Raw genomic sequence first — 19,208 nt, 5'->3', positions numbered from 1 at the left:
GTCAGCGCGCTCCTTCCATAACCTGCTCGTACACCTGTTCCCAGACGCCGGGCGTATTGAAATCGATGTTCTGTTCCTCGGCGTCCTTCATCGCCTTCTGCATGGCGAGGAAGTGCTTCGGAACGATACGGGTGAAACGCTTGGATGCGTTCGCCCAGTTGGCGAGCAGATCGGCTGCGAATGCGGATCCGGTCTCCTCGGCATGCTGCTTGACCAACGCATGCACCAGCTTGTCGGATTCCTCGTTCAACGGCTCGAACAATAGCGCGCCGCTTCGTGCGGCGTCCGGATTGACCTTGTCCATGTCGAGATCAAGCACATAGACATTGCCACCGGAGAAGCCTGCGCCAAGATTACGGCCGGTGGAGCCAAGAATGACCACGGTGCCGCCGGTCATGTACTCGCAGCCATGGTCGCCCACGCCTTCGACCACGAAGGTCGCGCCACCGTTACGCACGCCGAAACGTTCGCCTGCACGTCCTGCGACGAACATCTGGCCGGATGTGGCGCCGAAGCCCGTCACATTGCCTGCGATCACATTGGTGTGCGGATCGAAGGTGATGCCGGATTCGGGGCGTACGATCATACGGCCGCCGGACAGTCCCTTGCCGGCGTAGTCGTTGACCTCACCGTAAATGCGCATGGTCTCGCCACGCGGGATGAACGCGCCGATGGATTGGCCGCCGGAGCCATGGAAGGTCATATCGATGGTGTCGTCCGGAAGGCCTTCCTCGCCATAACGCTTGGTGATCTCGTACCCGACCATGGTGCCGAGCGTACGATTCACGTTGCGGATCGGCATGTCGATGCGCACGGGCTCCTTGTCGTCCAAGGCTGGCTGCGCGATTTCGATCAGCTTGTTGTCCAACGCCTTGTCGAGCTCATGGTTCTGGTCGATCGTCTTGTGCAGGATCGTTCCCGGAATCGGGCCGGGCTGCATAAGCACATTGCTCAGATCAATGCCGTCCGACTTCCAGCGCTTGATCGCCTCGTTCTGGTCAAGACACTCGACATGGCCCACGGCTTCTTCCAGCGTATGGAAACCAAGTTGGGCGAGCAGTTCGCGAACCTCCTGCGCGATGAACATGAAGAAGTTGATCACATGCTCCGGCTTGCCCTTGAACCGTGCGCGCAATTCAGGATCCTGCGTGGCGATGCCCTGCGGGCAGGTGTTCTTCTGGCAGGCACGCATCATGACGCAACCTTCGACAATCAGCGCCGCAGTGGCGAAGCCGAATTCCTCGGCACCCAGCAGGGCCGCGATCACAACATCGCGCCCGGTCTTCAACTCGCCGTCGCACTGTACGGTGATGCGGGAACGCAGGCCGTTCAGGACCAGCGTCTGCTGGGTCTCCGACAGGCCGATCTCCCATGGGGTTCCAGCATGCTTGATGGCGTTGAGCGGAGCCGCGCCGGTGCCGCCGTCATAGCCGGAAATCAGCACCACGTCGGCATGGCACTTGGCCACGCCAGCGGCGATGGTGCCAACGCCGAACTCGGAAACGAGCTTGACATGAATGCGCGCCTTCGGGTTCGCCATCTTCGCATCGTTGATCAGCTGCTTCAGATCCTCGATGGAGTAGATGTCATGGTGGGGCGGCGGGGAAATCAGCTCGACGCCCGGCGTCGCATGGCGGACCTTGGCGATCCACGGCGGAACCTTGGCTCCCGGCAGATGCCCACCTTCGCCCGGCTTGGCGCCCTGGGCGAGCTTGATCTGCAGATCGGTGGCATGGACCAGATAGTCGCTGGTCACACCGAAACGGGCGGAGGCGATCTGCTTGATCTTGCTGTAGCGCAGCGGATCGTTGATGCGATCCTCGGATTCGCCGCCTTCACCGGAGTTGGAACGTGCGCCAAGCTTGTTCATGGCGATGGCAAGCGTCTCATGCGCCTCCTGCGAGATGGAGCCGTAGCTCATGGCACCCGTGGAGAAGCGCTTGACGATTTCGCTGGCCGGTTCGACCTCGGAGATGTCGATCGGTTTGCGGTTCTGCTTGAACTTCATCAGGCCACGCAACGTCATCAGACGGTTCGACGTGTCGTTGATGTGGCTCGAATACTTCTTGAACAGGTCATAGTCACCACGCTGGGTGGACTGCTGCAGCAGGAAGATCGCCTCAGGATCGTTGAGATGGTCTTCGCCGGTGCGACGCCACTTGTAGTCGCCGCCGGTACGCAGGTTGCGATGCGGGGTGGCGGTCCACTGATTCGGATACGCCACGCGATGGCGGATGGCCACTTCTTCGGCGATCTCGTCAAGGCCGACGCCGCCCACACGCGAGGTGGTACCGGTGAAGTATTCGTCGATGACGTCCTTATTGAGGCCAACCGCCTCGAACAGCTGTGCGCCACGGTAGCTCATGATGGTGGAAACGCCCATCTTGGCCATGATCTTGAGCACGCCGGTAGACAGTGCATTGGTGAGGTTCTTCACAGCGGTTTCGGCGTCCACCTTAAGGTAGCCGCGACGCGCCAGGTCTTCGACGGATTCGAAAGCCAGGTACGGGTTCACCGCTGCCGCGCCATAGGCGATAAGCAGCGCCACATGGTGGATCTCGCGCACATCGCCGGCCTCCACGACCATGGAGATCTGCGTACGGGTATGGCGGCGCAGCAGGTGATGCTGCACTGCGGAGGTGAGCAGCAGGGACGGGATTGGCCCCCATGTGTGGTTGGAGTCACGGTCGGACAGCACCAGGAAGTTCTTGCCTTCGGCAATGGCCTCGTCGATTTCGGCGAAGATCTCGTCCAGGCGTTCCTTCAATGCCTTGCCGCCGCCAGCGACCTGATACAGGCCCTTGACCACATACGGCTTGTAATAGCCTCCCAGCAGCTTGGCCTTGTCCAGACGCTTGAGCTGTGCCATCTCGTCGGAGTTGAGCACCGGAAGCGGAATGAGGATCTTCTTGGCATGCAGCTCGCTGTCCGACAGCAGATTCGGCTCGGGACCGATGGCGGATTCAAGGCAGGTGACGATCTTCTCGCGCTCCCAATCCAGCGGCGGATTGGTGACCTGTGCGAACTTCTGGGTGAAGTAGTCGAACAGCATGCGGCTATGGGATGACAATGCGGCAAGCGGAGCGTCGTTACCCATGGATCCCAGCGGTTCCTTGCCGGTATTGGCCATCGGCATAAGCAGCAGCTTCAGATCCTCTTCGGTGTAGCCGAACGCGCGCTGACGACGCTGCACGGACTGGCCGGAGTGGTTCACATGCTCGCGTTTGGGCAGCTGGCTCATCTCGATGGAGTTGCCTTCCACCCACTGGCGGTACGGGTGCTGGGATGCGAGGTTCTTCTTGATTTCCTCGTCAGGGATGATGCGGCCTTCCTCGGTATCGACCAGGAACATCTTGCCGGGCTCAAGGCGGCCCTTGGACACGATATGCTCATCCGCGATCTCCGGCAGCACGCCGGCCTCGGAGGCAAGCACGACATATCCGTCGTCGGTAAGCTGCCAGCGACCGGGACGGAAGCCGTTGCGATCCAGCAGCGCTCCGACCTGAGTGCCATCGGTGAACACGATGTGCGCCGGGCCGTCCCATGGCTCAATCAACGTGTTGTTGTACTCGTAGAACGCCTTGACGTCCGGGTCGAGCTGACCGTTCTTCTCCCATGCCGGCGGAAGCATCATGCATACGGCGTGGGTCAGGGATCTGCCGGCAAGATGCAGCAGTTCGAGGCATTCGTCGAAGGTGCCGGAGTCGGAATACCCCGGGGTGGTGATCGGCAGCAGCGGTTCGAATTCGCCCAGCAGTTCGCTGCTCAGACGCCCCTCGCGGGCGGACAGCCAGTTGCGGTTGCCCTGGATGGTGTTGATCTCGCCATTATGCGCCAGCAGACGGAACGGTTGCGCCAACGGCCAGCTCGGGAACGTGTTGGTGGAGAAGCGGGAATGCACGATGGCCACCTTGGCCTTCATGCGTTCGTCGGACAGATCCAGGAAGAAGGGCTTGAGCTGCATGGTGGTGAGCATGCCCTTGTATGTGATGGTGCGCGAGGACAGGGAGGCGAAATAGATGCCGACCTCATGCTCCACGCGCTTGCGGATGCGGAAGGTCTTACGGTCGAGCGCAACGCCTGCGAGCTTGCCTTCGGGATCGGCCACGACCAGGGTCTTGAACGCGGGCATGCTGGCAAGCGCCTGCAGGCCGAGTCCGTCGGGGTTCGTGGGCACTACTCGCCAGGCAAGTACCTTCAGCCCCTCCTCTTCCACGATTCGGGCGATGGCCTGTTCCTGCTGGCCGGAAGTTGCGATGTCGCGATCGAGGAACGCGATGCCCGCGGCATAATGCCCCTCTTCGGGGAGCTCGGCATCGATGGTCGCACGCATGAACTCATCCGGCATGCTCATCAGGATGCCGGCACCGTCGCCGGTGTTTTCCTCGGCGCCCACTGCGCCACGATGGTTGAGGTTGACGAGCACTTCGATGGCGTCGTCAACGATCTTGCGTTCCGGACGCTTGTTGAGGGTGGTGACCATACCCACGCCACAAGCATCGTGTTCAGCTCCAGGGTCATACATACCTTGTGAATCATGGATCGTCAGATCTAACGGGGCGTGGAAAGTCACCGAAACCACCTTCAATGTTTTTGGGCAAGAAAAGTCTTGCGGTTCTTTAATGCGTGGATTAGAATAACGCGCCCTTGTGTCGTGAATATTTCCGTGTCCATATAACGAATACCCCGAAAAGTCAAGACATACTTTCTTGAGGAGATGTGGAGAATACCCAGCGAACCGGACTCTCATACCAACTCATCCAAGTATCGACGCATGCCGCTATGCTGGTTGCTTGTCTGAATAGTACAGGGGAGCCGATATGTGGCTGAGACGGGCTTTGCCCGGACCCTCATACCTGATCAGGGTAATGCCTGCGTAGGAATGTTACGAACGGTGCACACATACGTTCCCCTGTGTCGGCGATCATAAACTGGTCGTCCTCTATATAAGGAAGAGAGGGGAATTGACATGTCTGCCATGTCGCAACCATCTGTTCAGAACGGATCCGATTCGAAAAAGCTCACTCCAAAGAACGTTTTGCTGGGTTTGCAGCATGTGTTGGTGTCTAATGTGTGGCTTGATCCGGTATTTGTAGCCGGTGCCATTGGGTTGCCGTTGGCCTTGTCTTCGAATATGGTGAACGCCATTTTCATCGTGTCTGGTTTGGTCACGTTGATTCAGGCCACGAAGTTGGTGCGCCTGCCGATTGTGCAAGGTCCGTCTGCCGCATTTGACGCGTTGATGATTGCCGCTGGCACCGCCGGTTCATTGGCTGCGGCCGGCACGTCGATTTTTGTTAGTTCGCTGATTTTCGTGGTGTTGTGTCTGACTCGCGTGATTGAGAAGATGCGTTTTCTATTTGCGCCGATGGTTTCCGGCGTGATTATTTTTCTGGTTGGCGTTTCGCTGTCGAGTTTCACATTGAGTGAGTTTCTTGGCGGTGCTCCCGGCGATGACGGGTTTGCTGATCCGAAGACGCTGGCCGTGTCTGTGGCGACTTGCGTGTTGGTGGTGGTGCTTTCCCAGTTTGGCAAAGGCATGGTCAGGGCGCTTTCCTACTTGATTGCGTTGGTTGTCGGCACTTCGCTCTCCATAGTGTTTGGCATGGCAGATTTTTCCGGGGTCGCGTCCAAGTCTTGGTTCGGTCTTCCTCAGATCATGCCATATGGCGGTTTTGATTTTGATGCTGCGGTTTTTGTACCGTTCTTCATCGCCTATATGGTTGCGATTATGGAGGCGCTTGGCGTGTATCAGGCGGCCAGCGAGATTCAGGGCATCAAGCTTGAGGATCGCCAGGTTCGTTATGGTTTGTCCGGCGAAGCGGCTGGTTCCGCTATTTCTTCGCTGATCGGTGGTTTCACCACTACCGCGTATCCGCAGAATGTCGCTTTGCTTAAGGTTACGGATGAAGGCAAGTCCCGCACCCGCGTGCCGGTGATCATCGCCGGTGTGGTGTTTGTGGCACTTGGTTTCATGCCGAAAGCCGGCGCGATGTTGTCGCTGATCCCCTCCCCTGTAATCGGCGGCATTTTCCTTCCGGCTGCGGCGAGCCTGATCAGCACGGGCTTCAATACACTGCGCAAGGCGGAGCCGGACGACCGATCCCAGGTAGTCATCGGCTTGTCACTGCTGTTGGGTATCGCGTTGCCGAACGCATTGAGCGGTCTTGAGGGCGGCGCTCACGTGTTCTTCTCCAATTCGATTCTGGTCGGAGCGTTCTGCGTGGTGATTCTCAAGGCGTTGCTGATCGATTTACCGAATCTGATCAATCGTCGCAAAACAGGCACGGGCAATGCCGAGGATCAGGCACAAGCTTGATTCACGGTCAACCATTACCGAAAATTCAACATAGGAAAGGAACATTGCATCATGACATCGATGTCGCTAAACACTGAAGCTCAGCAGGTCAAGGCAGATGTGCTTGAGTTCATCGAAAAGTACGGATGCGAAACCGCGCCGGATGAGGCGTTCGACGCGCTCGCACGCCAGATTTTCACTTTTCAGTACGCTCATAACATGCAGTATCGCACGTATTGCATGTCTCGCAGGGTGACTCCGCAGACGTTGTCCAACTGGATGGATATTCCACCGATGCCGGTGGATGGGTTCAAGATGCTGACGCTCACTTCGATTCCCGAAACGGAGTGCGAGGCCGTGTTTATGACCAGCGGCACCACGCATCCCGGCCAGCGTGGACGCAACTATCATCCTGATCTTGAGGTGTGGGACGCTTCGATGATCGGCCCATTCCGTCATTTCATCATGCCTGATCGCGAGCGTATACGCATCGCAGTGCTCTCCCCCGCTTGGGAGATGAACCATAATGGTTCGTTGGCCCGTTATCTGACGCGTGCGCTGGAGCAGTGCGGCAGCGCAGGCAGCGGCTTCTTCTTCCATGAGGATGGTTTGGACTTCGCAGGCGTGGAGAGATTCCTCGATCAGGCGGTGGCCGATGGCGAGCCGGTGATGCTGATGGGCGCCTCGTCCGCATACCTGTATCTGCTCGACTATCTTGCCAAGCAGGGCAAGACCTATGCCTTGGCAAAGGATTCGCGTGTGTTCGATACCGGTGGATTCAAGAGCACAAAAACCGATATGACGGTCGATGACCTGTATGCGAGGTTCTCTGAGGTGTTCGGCGTCGCCCGCACGCACTGTGTGAACATGTATGGCATGACGGAGTTGAGTTCACAGATTTACGACCAGAATCTGCTGTCGTACTATACGGACGGCTCGTCGAATTATCTGAAGGCCACGCCGTCGTGGGTTCGTTCCGTGTTTCTCGATCCGTCGACCCTCATGCCTGTTCCCAATGGCAAGCAGGGTGTGATCGCGCATTACGATTTGGCGAATTGGAATTCCTGCCTGGCGATTTTGACGGAGGATCTTGGCGTGCGCACCGCTTCCGGTTACGAACTCAATGGTCGTGCGAAGGGTGCGGAGGCACGCGGTTGCTCCATTGCCGTCGATGAGGTGATGGCGGCGAACGCATGAACGTCATCGATATTTTCCATGCGCCGCGCGGTTTCGTGTTTCAGGATTTCGAAACGCGCGGCATCGTCACCGATCATGGTGAGGTCACGTTACGATATCCGGTGCTCACTGCGGAGATAATCCGCGATTTGTGCGGGACGGTACGTCGCAATCGGCTGCAGGCACTGTCGGCATATTCCGTCGAACGCATTGTGGATGTTATCGGTAAGGCTGTGGAATTGTGGACGGATCCCGATTATGAGGAACGTCTACTTGCCGAATCGTTGATTCCCGCCATTACCGGCTATGATGCGACGATGACGCGCATCGAGTTGAAACGCTACATGCGCATGTTCCGTAGACGCGAGCTGTTGCGTTTTCTCGACGATGAGCTGTCAAGTCCGCGTATGCTGGACGAATACCGTCCGAACAAGTCCGGCGGGTACACGCGCCTGTACGGACCGGATCTGACGTTCCACGTGTTCTCCAGCAACGTTCCCGGCATTCCCGTATGGAGCATGACCATGAGTCTGCTGACGAAAAGCGCGATTATCGGCAAATCCTCATTCGACGAGCCGCTGATGCCCGTGCTCTTCGCGCGCTCCTTGGCGCAAATCGATCCGGATCTTGCTGACGCTTTGGCCGTGGTGCCATGGCATGGCGGCACTGTGGAACTTGAAGACATGGCGATCGGCGAAGCGAATGCCGTGATCGCCTACGGCTCTTCGCACACCACCGAAGCCATCCGTCCACGCGTCGGCACCGGCAAACCGTTCCTCAGCTATGGTGCTCGCATCGGCTTCTCACTGATTGGCCGCGAAGCGTTGCGCGCGGACACGCATGTGCAAACCGTGCACCGCATGGCCGTGGACGTGGCCACCTACGACCAACAAAGCTGCTTGGCACCGCAAACCATCTTCGTGGAACGAGGCGGAGCCATCTCCCCCGCGCAAACCGCCGAATTGCTTGCCCGCGAACTCGACTCGCAGCAGCGCAAATACCCAAGATCCGTCCCCTCCGATGAAGAATCGCTCGCCATACGCAGAGCGCGTTCAGAAACCGAGATGAAAGCGCTGTTCATGGCGGCTCCGGCACCAGGCGGTTCCGCAGCCCAAAACGACCCACAGGCACCATTCGTCATCGAATCGCCGCAAGGCACCAACTGGACCGTGCTCTACTTCCCCAATACCGACAGTCTCACCTCATTGGCAACCCCACTCAACCGCACCATCAACCTCGTCGCCGTGGACCAGCTCGAAGACGCACTGCCAGCACTGAAGCCATATCGCGCTTGGCTGCAGACCTGCGCGATCGCCGCCAGCTCATCCAGACTGTTCACACTTGCGCAACATGTGGGCGAATACGGCATCGACCGCATCTGCCCCATCGGCGAAATGAACCGTGCGAAATCCGGATGGCACCACGATGGCGGATTCAACATCCTCGATCTTGTCAGAGCCGTTGACATCGAACGCAACACCGACCGTTACTCCGACACCTTCGACATCGACTACGAATAATCCCTAAGGAAACCCCATGAACCAGCAACATACGAGCCGACCGCTCACCGGCAAAACAGCCATCGTCACCGGAGCAAGCCGAGGCATCGGTGCCGCAATCGCACTCAGACTCGCACAACTCGGTGCCAACGTGACCATCGACTACCTGAGCAACAACGAACGCGCACAACAGACCGCGCAACGCATCGAACACGACGCCGCAGCGCAAGGACGCATCATCGTATGCAAAGCAGACGTGACCGACCTAAACCAAGTCAACGAACTCACGCAAACCACAGCCAACACTTTCGGCGGCATCGACATCCTCGTCAACAACGCACTCAATCGTTACTCGTTCGATCCGCGCAACCGCAGTACTTTCGACAACACCGGCTGGAACGACTATGCAACCCAACTCGAAGGATGCCTCAAAGGCACCTACAACACCTGCACAGCCACACTGCCATACATGCGACGCCAATCATGGGGACGTATCGTCAACATCTCCAGCAACCTCGTCGACAGCCCCATCGTCCCCTATCACGACTACATAGCCGCCAAAGGCGCACTCATCGGACTCACGCGCTCGCTGGCGCAGGAAGCCGGTGCGTGGGGCATCACGGTGAATGCCATCGCCGCAGGTCTGACCGTAGGCACGGATTCAAGTCGTGCCACTACTGAAGATATTCGCGAACATATCATCGAACAGACGCCTTTGGGGCGTCTCGCCACCGCCGATGACGTCGCAGGGGGCGTAGCGATGCTGGTGGGTGAGGACGCACGTTTCATCACCGGACAGACATTGCATGTCGATGGCGGCCTCACGATGCGCTGATTGCGAACATCCGGAGACAGCCTCATTCGAGGCTCTATGCCATCGAGCCTCGAATGCAACAACCTGCATCCGAGGCTCGTTCAATCTACACACTGTATCCGCCCATACCAAGATGGACTGTCTAAAACCAATTCGTCAGAGGATCATCGGCGTTATAACGAACAGGCGTCGAAGAAACGTTCGATGACGGTGTCGTTGAGCAGACGACCGGTGCGCGTGGGAACCACCCTACCGCCGTGGATCGTGATCAGCCCCTCATTCTCCATGGGGCGGATGCGGGTCATGTCGACCGTGTCGCCCAGGAGCGCCAAATCCAATCCCCCACGAAGGCGCAGGCCGAGCATGATGGTTTCCTCAAGATGCTCCTCGTGGGAGATCCGTTCACTTCCATCCCATGGCACCTTGCCGTCAATAATGGACTGGCCCCACAGCTTCGGATGCGCGATATCCCAACTGCGCAGGCCGAGCGGCGAAGATGTCGTCTCCCCCGTTTCACCGGAGGAATCCGCAAGGCACCGGTTGTAATGGCTGTGCGCCCCCGGTCCAAGCCCCGCCCAGTCGACGTTACGCCAATACCCGAGGTTGTGCCGCGATTCGTAGCCTGGGCGTGCCCAATTGCTGATTTCATACCATTCGAGCCCGGCTGCGCTCAACAGGTCATCGGCGATCTCGTATTTGTTCGCCTCATCATCGTCGTCCGGAGTGGGCAACGTTCCCGCAGCGATTCGACGACCCATCTTCGTATGCGGCGCGATGGTCAATGCGTATGCGGAAATATGGTTCACGCCCAAATCAATGGCGGTGCTCACGGAAGTACGCCAATCGTCGAGGCTCTCCCCCGGCGCTCCGTAAATCAGATCCACGCTGGAACGCATGCCCGCGGCGTTCGCCGCCTCGACTCCGGCCGCCACATTGGACGGAGTGTGCGTTCGGTCAAGCGTCTTCAGCACAGACGGCACCGCCGACTGCATGCCGAAGGAAATACGGTTAAACCCGCCATCGGCCAGTTCCTTCACATAATCGGCATCCACCGTATCCGGATTCGCCTCGGTGGTGATCTCCGCATCGTCGGCAATTCCCCACAGCTCACGAATCGCATCAAGCATTTTCACCAGATCGGCTGCTCGAAGCACCGTGGGCGTTCCTCCACCGAAGAACACGGTGGACGCTGCGGGCTCGTCGATGCCGTGCTCCCGTTGCCAGTCCCGCACCAAGCGCATCTCACGAACCACCATGTTGGCATAGTTGCCGCGCGATGCGCCCGCCCCCATATCGGTTGCGGTATAGGTATTGAAATCGCAATACCCGCAGCGGCGCAGGCAGAACGGAACGTGAACGTAGACTTCAAATGTCACGGACGTGTTCAGCTTTCGGTCTTCTGAGCGGCGCGGATCTTATCCTTGGTGTCGCGATCGTTGGCGGTCTCACCGGTGGACAGCGCGGCGATGAAGGCCTCCTGCGGCACTTCCACATGTCCGAGCATCTTCATGCGCTTCTTGCCGGCCTTCTGCTTTTCGAGCAACTTGCGCTTACGCGTGATATCGCCGCCGTAGCACTTGGCGAGCACGTCCTTACGCAACGCACGTATGTTCTCACGGGCGATGATACGCGAGCCGATGGCTGCCTGGATCGGAATCTCGAACTGCTGGCGTGGAATAAGCTCGCGCAGCTTCTTCGTCATCATCACGCCATAGCTGTACGCCTTGTCGCGGTGCACGATGGCGCTGAACGCATCGACCTTCTCACCCTGGATCAGAATATCCACCTTCACCAGATCAGCGGACTGCTCGCCGTCCTCATGGTAGTCGAGCGAGGCATAGCCCTTGGTCCGGCTCTTCAGCTGGTCGAAGAAGTCGAATACGATCTCGGCCAGCGGAATGCGGTAATGCATCTCCACACGGTCGGTGGAGATATATTCCATCGTGCCCATCTGCCCGCGATGGTCCTGGCACAGATCCATCACGGCTCCGATGAATTCCTTCGGCGCGATGATGTCGGCGGCGACCATCGGCTCGACGATCTTCTTGATCTTCCCGTCCGGGAATTCACTTGGATTCGTAACGTGGTATTCGCTGCCATCCTCGGCGGTCACCTCATAGGTGACATTCGGCGCGGTCTGGATAAGATCGAGGTTGAACTCGCGGCTGAGGCGTTCCGAGACGATCTCCATATGCAGCAGTCCGAGGAACCCGCAACGGAAGCCGAATCCCAAGGCGACGGATGTCTCCGGCGTGTATACCAGCGCGGCATCGTTGAGCTTGAGCTTGTCCAATGCCTCTCGCAGTTCGGGGAATTGCGCGTTGTCGATCGGGAACAGGCCCGCATACACCATCGGTTTCGGATCACGGTAACCGGGAAGGGGTTCGCTTGCGGGCTTGAGCGCGGAAGTAACGGTGTCGCCCACCTTGGATTGGCTGACATCCTTCGCTCCGGTGATTACATAGCCGACCTCTCCGGCGCCAAGCGCCTTGGTCGGGGTCATATCCGGGCTGATCACACCGATTTCAATGGGATCATGCGTCATGCCGATGCCCATCATGTGCAGTTTTTCACGGGAGCGCAGCTCGCCGTCGACCATTCGGATATACGTGACGATGCCACGGTACGAGTCGTATACCGAGTCGAAGATCAGAGCTCTTGCAGGCGCCTGCGGATCGCCTTTGGGAGCGGGAACGTCCATAACGATCTGGTCGAGCAGATCGGCCACGCCCTCGCCTGTTTTGCCCGATACGCGAAGCACATCGGATGGTTCGCAGCCGATAAGGCCGGCGATCTCCTCGGCGTGTTTGTCGGGCTCGGCGCTCGGCAGATCAATCTTGTTCAGCACGGGAATGATGGTCAGATCGTGGTCGATGGCCATGTACAGGTTGCTCAGCGTCTGTGCCTCGATGCCCTGCGTGGCATCGACCAGCAGTACGGCCCCTTCGCATGCGGCCAGCGCACGGGAGACCTCATAGGTGAAGTCGACATGCCCGGGCGTATCGATCATGCCAAGCGTATATTCCTTGCCATCGAACGTCCACGGCACACGCACTGCCTGCGATTTGATGGTGATGCCACGCTCCTGCTCGATATCCATGCGATCGAGGAACCGGTCTCGCATCTCGCGTTCCGGCACGATGCCGCTCAACTGCAGAATACGATCCGCAACCGTCGATTTACCATGATCGATATGCGCGATAATGCAGAAGTTACGAATCAACGACTGATCTGTGGAACCGGGTTGGTTGTGCTGAACGACCACCGAATATGCCTCCTGACGAATGCTCAAACTTCCCCTAGTGTAGCAGTGAGGGCGTGTTTCCCGTTCCGCCCTAGTCGTTCTCGGCGTGCCATCACGATTTTTTCCATCCCCCATGCTATCCTCTAATTTTTGTATGTCCTTGTAATACACATCGTTTGGAGTAAACGTGGCAAACATTAAGTCGCAGAAGAAGCGCGTTCTCACCAATGAGAAGTCGCACAAGCGCAATGTGGCCGTGAAGTCCGGTCTGAAGACCGCCATCCGCGCCACCCGCAAGGCCATCGAGGCTGGAGACAAGGCTGCTGCTGAGGCCGCCTACAAGGTCGCTGCCCAGAAGCTCGACAAGGCCGCCGGCGCTGGCGTGATCCACAAGAACCAGGCTGCCAACCGCAAGTCCGGTCTCGCCGTGGCGATCAACGCTCTGTGAGCCGTACGCCAATAAGGCTATAAGGCAAGTCCCCGCACATCATCATGGTGTGCGGGGACTTTTTCGTATAGCGATGGTACAAGCACGATTCCGCTTGTCAGCGCCTATGGTCCTCGCCAGGAAGATACACGTGGCTACGCGTGATCGCCCCTGGCACGGCAATGTCGAATTTGACGGATAGCAGACGCAGAGTCACCACCAATGCCACAGTCACCAGTTCCAGCGCCATCTCGGCTTGGATGCCGATGATCCCATGCTGCGTCATGCGGCATATGCCGACGGTGCACACGCACCCAACCGCAGCCGGCACAAAATACCAATGCTTGTCCGCAATGATCATCGGCACCTTATTGATGAGCGTATCCCTGATCAATCCGCCTCCCAACGCGGTGAACATGCCCATGAAGGCGGCCGTCATGCCGGAAGATCCCAAAGTAAGGGCCTTGGCCGTCCCCTCCACTGCGAACAGGGCCATGGCCAATGCGTCCAGCGTCAGCATCGACCATCGCAGCTCGTCCACCTCCGGATAGATGAACGCCATGGCGATTCCGGAGGCGAGAGCGGTAAGCACCAGTCCTTTATCGTTGACACCCACCGGCGGAACTCCAAGCATGACATCACGGATGATGCCACCGCCCAGCGCGGTCAGCCAGGACGCGATGATGATGGCGGTGATGTCATATCCCCTGCGGACGGTCGCAGAACCGCCCACCATGCCACAGCAGAACACCGCAATATATTCGATAACCTGCAAAAAGGTATTGTTCGCCCATGCGATCTGCACGGCAGACCCTCCCCTCTTGAACCTCATATACCGATCTCGTAACCGAAGACAAACACACAACCTTATCCTCGAATATGGCCATGTATCAGACAGACAGGCGGGTGGCATACAAGAAACGTATGCCACCCGCCTGTCTGATGAGAATCGGGATTATGTTCGACTAGTCGCGAATCAGCAGACCTTCCACATCCAGTTGTGCGGATCTTCGATCTCGCCAAGCTGAATGCCGAGCAGCTGGTTACGCAGCGCCATGGTGAATTCGCCGGAGCCGCCGTCCGCAACGGTCACATCGAACTTCTCGGACTTGAAGCGGCCGATCGGTGTGATGATGGCGGCGGTACCGCAGGCGAAGACCTCGGTGACCTCACCGGACTTGATGTCTTCGAGCAGCTGTTTCAGGGCGATCATGGTCTCGACCACGTCGTGGCCATTGTCCTGAATGAGCTGGATCAGGGAGCGACGAGTCACGCCCGGCAGAATGTTGCCGGTCAGGGACGGGGTCTCCACGTGGCCGTCCTTGTGCACGACCATCATGTTCATACCGCCGAGCTCCTCGAGATAGGTCTTGGTGGCGGCGTCGACGAAGCACACCTGCTGGCAGCCGTGATCGATGCCGGTGTATTCGCCGAGCAGGGATGCGGCGTAATTGCCGCCGCACTTGGCGAAGCCGGTGCCGCCGGGGCCGGTGCGGAACCACTTGTCTTCAACCCAGATGCTGACGGGCTTGACGCCACCCGGGAAGTACGGGCCGGACGGGGATGCAATCACACAGTAATCGACTTCCTGCGGGGCACGTACACCCAGGAACGGCTCGGAGGCGAACATGAACGGACGCATGTACAGCGTGTACTCGCGGCGGGACGGAACCCAGTTCACATCACGCTTGACCAGCGCTGCCACGGAACCGATGAAATCGTCGATCGGCAGTTCAGGCAGATACAGACGCTTGGCGGAGTTCTGGAAACGCTCGGCGTTGGCATCCGGACGGAACAGCCAGGTGGAACCATCGGCATGACGATATGCCTTAAGACCTTCGAAGCATTCCTGCGCATAATGCAGCACGGAAGCGCCCGGGTCCATCTTCAGCGGTGCGTACGGCTCGATACGGCGATCGCCCCAGCCTTCGCCCTTGGTCCAGGTCATATGCGCCATATTGTCGGAGAAGACCTGGCCGAACGCCGGCTTGTCGATCAGCTCATTGCGCTTGGCATCAGAAGCGGGGTTTTCGTTGGGCAGAACGGTGAAGGCCTCGGTCAGCTTATCCAAAGCTGCGGGGTCGTGATGTGTGTTTTCAGTCATTTCACTTCTTCTTGGCTTCGATGGCCGTTAGACGGCCGTTGTTCTGTTTGTCTGCTTGTGGCGGACGCTGATGATTACTTTCTCACAGTACGACAATCCGACGTGGAAAAGGTTCACATCGTGAAAAGCAGTGGGGGCCCGTGATGAAACACGAGCCCCCACTGGGACGATCATTGCGTGATCACGCCTTGGACGGCATTGCTCACTCGGCGTCGGCGGCCGGAGCGGCAGCCTCGGCTGCGGCCGGAGCGGCAGCCTCGGCGGACTCGGTGGCGTCTTCCGGCACCTCGACGGTGACAACGGACTCTTCCAGATCGTCCATGTCGAGCTCAGCGCCTTCCGGCATCTGCACGTCCTTCAGCAGAACCTTGGTGCCATCGGTCAGACCCTCGACGTTCACGACGATCTTCTCAGGCAGGTTAGCGACATCGGCGCGAACCTTGAGCTCCTGAATGTCGACGAATGCCACGGCGGCACCCTTCGGCTGGCCTTCGACGAACACCGGCACCTCGACGTCGATCTTCTCGCCGGCCTTGACCTCGAGGAAGTCGATGTGCTCGATGATGCGCTTCACCGGGTTCTTCTGCACATCCTTGACAACGGCCATCTTGTTCTGGCCATCGAAGGAGATGCTGAACAGGGCGTTGGTGTGACGCAGAGCCAGAGTGGTCTCGCGCATCGGCAGAGCGAGGTATGCAGGCTCAGTGCCGCCGGCGTAGATGGTCGCCGGGATCTTGCCGGCAACGCGCAGACGACGGGCAACGCCCTTGCCGAACTCGTTACGTGCTTCGCCGTTCAGGGAGATGGTGTTAGCCATGTGTAAATGCTCCTTAGTAGTGTTCCGATTGGCGCCACGACGCGCCGAATACCACTCCAAGGAGAGTGAGATACGCCGAGTCGATTACGGAAGTGCGCGTCTGCGCCTTCCCTCGCCAAAGCCTTTTACATCATACACAGACGAAGGACAAACCTCCCGACGCAAGCAGACGGACAAAGAAAGGTAAGCTATATGGAAGATAACGCATGTCTGAAATGAGGCAGAAATGACGCACTCCGACCATCGTGACATCGTCCGCATGTCCAGCATCATAGCTGGAACCGCAACGCTTGCAACCGCGGGTCTGCTCGCCGCAACAGCCGACGGAATGTTCCGCTTCGCCATCGACACCCAATCCAGGAATTCCATATTCCGCAAAGGCATCATCGCTCCGGATCGCGCCGAGAAAATGAGCGTGGGGGAAGCCCGGGAAGCCGGAGAATGGTTCGAACACGCCAAACAGCCATTGACATTGAACAGCTACGACGGCCTGCGTCTGCATGGCTGGCTGTTCGACCCGGATTGCGTCTCCCCCGTCCCGCACGCCTATGCGATCTGCGTGCATGGCTACACCGGAGAGCCTGCCGAAATGGCGAAATGGGCACATCGGTACGCTCGCCTTGGATTCACCGTATTGGTTCCCGCGCAGCGTGCTCATGAACTTAGCGAAGGGCGCTATGTGGGCATGGGATGGCTTGAGCGCAACGATTTGCTGAGTTGGATCCAACTTATTACCGACAGCGATAAGGAGGCACGAATCCTGCTCTATGGTGGATCGATGGGCGCAAGCACTGTTATGAGCACTGTGGGAGATCCAAGACTGCCACGCAACGTGGTGGCAGGTATCGCGGAGAGCGGTTTCGCCTCGGCACGCGACGAATTCGTGGACATGGCCCATTCCATGTTCCATCTGCCCCGGCTGGCCGCTGCGGCATGCGTCGATGCCGCCGGCCTGATCTGCAAACACCGCGCGGGCTACGATTTCACGGAAGCCTCATGCCTAAGATCGTTGCGGCGCACGGTTATTCCGATGCTATTCATCCACGGCGGCGCCGACAGCCTGGTGAGCCCAAGATTCCTCGCCATGAACTATGCCGCATGTTCCAGTCTCGACAGGGAGAAGCTGCTGGTCCCCGGCGCCAACCATATGGAAAGCTCCGGCAAGGACCCCGATCTGTATTGGCGCACGATGGAAGGATTCATCCGCCGCACCTTCAAGCTCTGAGCATACGCAACGTGGCGGGGCCTACGCCGATTCGGCTCAGATAAAGCACTCCCAGATCGCCGAACCTCCCACATACATCTTCGACGACCTGATGCGTCTGGGTTTCGTTCAGCACACAATCGTATTGTCCCTGTCCCCCGATCCTTCACAAGCTCGACGAAGGCATTGGCCGTAAACGTGTAGTGCTGCGTCGAAACACAGAACCGTTGCCTGGTCTCCTGCGAATCACCGTATTTCGATTCCAGCGCGTCCATCTGCCATACAACCTGGTGAGCGTGGCCGAGAAAATCCACGCCCTTCGCAGTCAATGTGACGCCGGTTCGATGCCGATTGAAGATGCGGAAGCCGATGCTCTGCTCGACTTCCCTGATCGCATTGGACAGACTCGGCTGAGAGATGAACAACGATTTCGCGGCTTCGGTTATCGACCCCTTTTCGGCCACCGCAATCAGATAGCGCAACTGCTGCAATGTCATGGTGCCGTCCTTTCTCTCATGCCAATCTCTCATGCCAAACGAAAAGGTGGTCGGTTTGGACGAAAACGAGTCTGTTTTCGTCCAAACCGACCACCACAACAGGGGAAGCGTCTGAATGAACAGCTCTACGCCCTGATGAGTTCCGCCGATTCGAGATCGTAGTCGGCAAAGGCGTACTTCCGGATGGCGGGATCCTCATAGGTGTTCATATAGTAGGCGTTGGTCTTGGCATAGTAGCCGCTGGTGAACAGCGTCCTCTCGTACTTGCCGTCCGCCATCTTCGCCATGCCCTCGACCATCTGCACGGAGGCGAGCGTGTGGAACAGACGCGCGATGTTCGCGGTTTCACCGCTCTGCACCGGGTAATGAGTATTAGCATAGGCCACACGCACAAAACGGGAGGGCGAACTCACATCGCCGGGAAGGCCATGCATGCTTACGCCGGCTCCCCATGCGGTAAGGGTATGCTTGCCCCATGCGGTGGGCTCGGCCATATCGCTGCCCACATTCATATAGTTGCGCAGATTCTCCATGTGCCAATCGAACGTCGGCTGGTTGGCAAGCACATCGATGTCATCATGATGGATGTGCATGCCGTCCGCCATCTGCTCGACAACGATGCTGCGCTTGGCATCGCCGATCAGCCAGTGCAGGAACGACTTGGGGCGCTTGGGATCGTCCGGCGATACAAGTGTGACGTTTGCCAACGCCTGTTCGACCTCATCAACCGTATTGAAATTACGCGCGACCCATAGCGGGAACTCGCCGGTGAGGATGTTGACGCGCCCCTGTTCCGGCTCGGAAGCGAACGATGCATAGCCGGGGAAGTTCAGCCCAGCTATGGCAAGACCGTTTTCGTTGGCGCAATCGAAATACATGGGCATGCCGTTCATCTCCACGCCGACGCCGATTACGGCGGCGGGATGCTTGTCGGTTCCACCGTAGGTGTAGTCGCAGGAGAATCCACGCGGCGTCACCAGAATGGACTCGCCATACGAGAAACTCCAATCAAGATTACGCCCGAATACCATATTGCCTTCGGCGTCAATGAAACGAATGCCAGTGCACATGAGAAACTCCTTCTATCGACTGGACGTGGCGACCATATTCGCCTGGTGGAAGCCATGC

At 58.4% G+C, this 19,208-nt stretch carries 14 protein-coding genes, 1 pseudogene and 1 riboswitch; of the genes and pseudogenes, 6 read left to right on the top strand and 9 right to left on the bottom strand.

Annotation, left to right across the window (positions count from 1 at the left end):
- Position 1: 1 nt before the first annotated feature.
- Positions 2-4,573 carry a glutamate synthase large subunit gene (gene gltB, locus BBAG_RS04000; RefSeq protein WP_033508159.1) on the bottom strand — a complete coding sequence of 1,524 codons (4,572 nt, stop codon included), beginning with the start codon at positions 4,571-4,573 and terminating at the stop codon, positions 2-4.
- A 225-nt stretch (positions 4,574-4,798) separates the two neighbouring features.
- A riboswitch (TPP riboswitch) is annotated at positions 4,799-4,901 on the top strand.
- A 68-nt stretch (positions 4,902-4,969) separates the two neighbouring features.
- Here gltB and BBAG_RS03995 point away from each other — a divergent pair.
- The 4 genes from BBAG_RS03995 to BBAG_RS03980 are packed head-to-tail and all read left to right on the top strand — an operon-like array spanning position 4,970 to position 9,808.
- Positions 4,970-6,319 carry a solute carrier family 23 protein gene (locus BBAG_RS03995; protein ID WP_003826361.1) on the top strand — a complete coding sequence of 450 codons (1,350 nt, stop codon included), beginning with the start codon at positions 4,970-4,972 and terminating at the stop codon, positions 6,317-6,319.
- Positions 6,320-6,379: 60 nt separating this feature from the next.
- Positions 6,380-7,495, top strand: a complete 1,116-nt coding sequence (locus BBAG_RS03990; RefSeq protein WP_152595289.1) for a LuxE/PaaK family acyltransferase — start codon at positions 6,380-6,382, stop codon at positions 7,493-7,495.
- Positions 7,492-8,994, top strand: coding sequence for an acyl-CoA reductase (locus BBAG_RS03985; RefSeq protein ID WP_003826357.1), 1,503 nt, complete (start codon positions 7,492-7,494; stop codon positions 8,992-8,994). Before BBAG_RS03990 ends, BBAG_RS03985 begins: the two co-directional genes overlap by 4 nt.
- A 16-nt stretch (positions 8,995-9,010) precedes the next feature.
- Positions 9,011-9,808, top strand: coding sequence for an SDR family oxidoreductase (locus tag BBAG_RS03980; protein WP_003826356.1), 798 nt, complete (start codon positions 9,011-9,013; stop codon positions 9,806-9,808).
- A gap of 152 nt (positions 9,809-9,960) precedes the next feature.
- On the opposite strand, the gene hemW is transcribed toward BBAG_RS03980, so the two are convergent.
- Complete coding sequence (hemW, locus tag BBAG_RS03975) at positions 9,961-11,163, bottom strand: radical SAM family heme chaperone HemW (RefSeq protein WP_033508160.1); 1,203 nt, start codon at positions 11,161-11,163, stop codon at positions 9,961-9,963.
- An 8-nt stretch (positions 11,164-11,171) separates the two neighbouring features.
- Positions 11,172-13,052 (bottom strand): translation elongation factor 4, encoded by a 1,881-nt coding sequence (lepA, locus tag BBAG_RS03970; protein WP_033508286.1) that lies wholly within the window; start codon positions 13,050-13,052, stop codon positions 11,172-11,174.
- Positions 13,053-13,218: 166 nt separating this feature from the next.
- Between lepA and rpsT the strand changes: the two genes are divergently transcribed.
- Positions 13,219-13,479, top strand: coding sequence for a 30S ribosomal protein S20 (rpsT, locus tag BBAG_RS03965; RefSeq protein ID WP_003826348.1), 261 nt, complete (start codon positions 13,219-13,221; stop codon positions 13,477-13,479).
- Positions 13,480-13,576: 97 nt separating this feature from the next.
- Here rpsT and BBAG_RS03960 read toward each other — a convergent pair whose 3' ends face one another.
- From BBAG_RS03960 to BBAG_RS03950, 3 genes are all read right to left on the bottom strand, one after another.
- Positions 13,577-14,290, bottom strand: coding sequence for a trimeric intracellular cation channel family protein (locus tag BBAG_RS03960; protein ID WP_003826346.1), 714 nt, complete (start codon positions 14,288-14,290; stop codon positions 13,577-13,579).
- 144 nt (positions 14,291-14,434) lie between these two features.
- Positions 14,435-15,562, bottom strand: coding sequence for a branched-chain amino acid aminotransferase (locus tag BBAG_RS03955; RefSeq protein ID WP_003826344.1), 1,128 nt, complete (start codon positions 15,560-15,562; stop codon positions 14,435-14,437).
- A 202-nt stretch (positions 15,563-15,764) separates the two neighbouring features.
- Complete coding sequence (locus BBAG_RS03950) at positions 15,765-16,379, bottom strand: 50S ribosomal protein L25/general stress protein Ctc (protein WP_003826338.1); 615 nt, start codon at positions 16,377-16,379, stop codon at positions 15,765-15,767.
- A gap of 226 nt (positions 16,380-16,605) precedes the next feature.
- Between BBAG_RS03950 and BBAG_RS03945 the strand changes: the two genes are divergently transcribed.
- Positions 16,606-17,604: an alpha/beta hydrolase gene (locus BBAG_RS03945; RefSeq protein WP_003826337.1), complete on the top strand. Its 999-nt coding sequence runs from the start codon at positions 16,606-16,608 to the stop codon at positions 17,602-17,604.
- On the opposite strand, the gene BBAG_RS08780 is transcribed toward BBAG_RS03945, so the two are convergent.
- The 3 genes and pseudogenes from BBAG_RS08780 to bsh form a co-directional block, all read right to left on the bottom strand.
- On the bottom strand, positions 17,594-17,719 hold the full coding sequence (locus tag BBAG_RS08780; protein ID WP_269147684.1) for a hypothetical protein: 126 nt from the start codon (positions 17,717-17,719) through the stop codon (positions 17,594-17,596). The two genes, BBAG_RS03945 and BBAG_RS08780, sit on opposite strands and share 11 nt — an antisense overlap.
- Positions 17,720-17,909: 190 nt before the next feature.
- Positions 17,910-18,080 (bottom strand): annotated as a pseudogene (locus BBAG_RS08815) (LysR family transcriptional regulator); the annotation flags it as partial.
- Positions 18,081-18,205: 125 nt separating this feature from the next.
- Positions 18,206-19,150: a choloylglycine hydrolase gene (gene bsh, locus BBAG_RS03940; RefSeq protein WP_003826335.1), complete on the bottom strand. Its 945-nt coding sequence runs from the start codon at positions 19,148-19,150 to the stop codon at positions 18,206-18,208.
- Positions 19,151-19,208 lie beyond the last annotated feature (58 nt).

It is taken from the genome of Bifidobacterium angulatum DSM 20098 = JCM 7096 (assembly GCF_001025155.1).
Taxonomy (GTDB): domain Bacteria; phylum Actinomycetota; class Actinomycetes; order Actinomycetales; family Bifidobacteriaceae; genus Bifidobacterium; species Bifidobacterium angulatum.
This window is presented reverse-complemented; position numbering and strand designations above follow the sequence as displayed.

What these genes read in the sequence shown, in the direction of transcription:
- BBAG_RS03995 (WP_003826361.1), top strand. Translation starts at nt 4,970, where the DNA reads ATGTCTGCCATGTCGCAACCATCTGTTCAGAACGGATCCGATTCGAAA.
- BBAG_RS03990 (WP_152595289.1), top strand. Translation starts at nt 6,380, where the DNA reads ATGTCGCTAAACACTGAAGCTCAGCAGGTCAAGGCAGATGTGCTTGAG.
- BBAG_RS03985 (WP_003826357.1), top strand. Translation starts at nt 7,492, where the DNA reads ATGAACGTCATCGATATTTTCCATGCGCCGCGCGGTTTCGTGTTTCAG.
- BBAG_RS03980 (WP_003826356.1), top strand. Translation starts at nt 9,011, where the DNA reads ATGAACCAGCAACATACGAGCCGACCGCTCACCGGCAAAACAGCCATC.
- BBAG_RS03960 (WP_003826346.1), bottom strand. Translation starts at nt 14,290, where the DNA reads ATGAGGTTCAAGAGGGGAGGGTCTGCCGTGCAGATCGCATGGGCGAAC.
- BBAG_RS03955 (WP_003826344.1), bottom strand. Translation starts at nt 15,562, where the DNA reads ATGACTGAAAACACACATCACGACCCCGCAGCTTTGGATAAGCTGACC.
- BBAG_RS03950 (WP_003826338.1), bottom strand. Translation starts at nt 16,379, where the DNA reads ATGGCTAACACCATCTCCCTGAACGGCGAAGCACGTAACGAGTTCGGC.
- BBAG_RS03945 (WP_003826337.1), top strand. Translation starts at nt 16,606, where the DNA reads ATGACGCACTCCGACCATCGTGACATCGTCCGCATGTCCAGCATCATA.
- bsh (WP_003826335.1), bottom strand. Translation starts at nt 19,150, where the DNA reads ATGTGCACTGGCATTCGTTTCATTGACGCCGAAGGCAATATGGTATTC.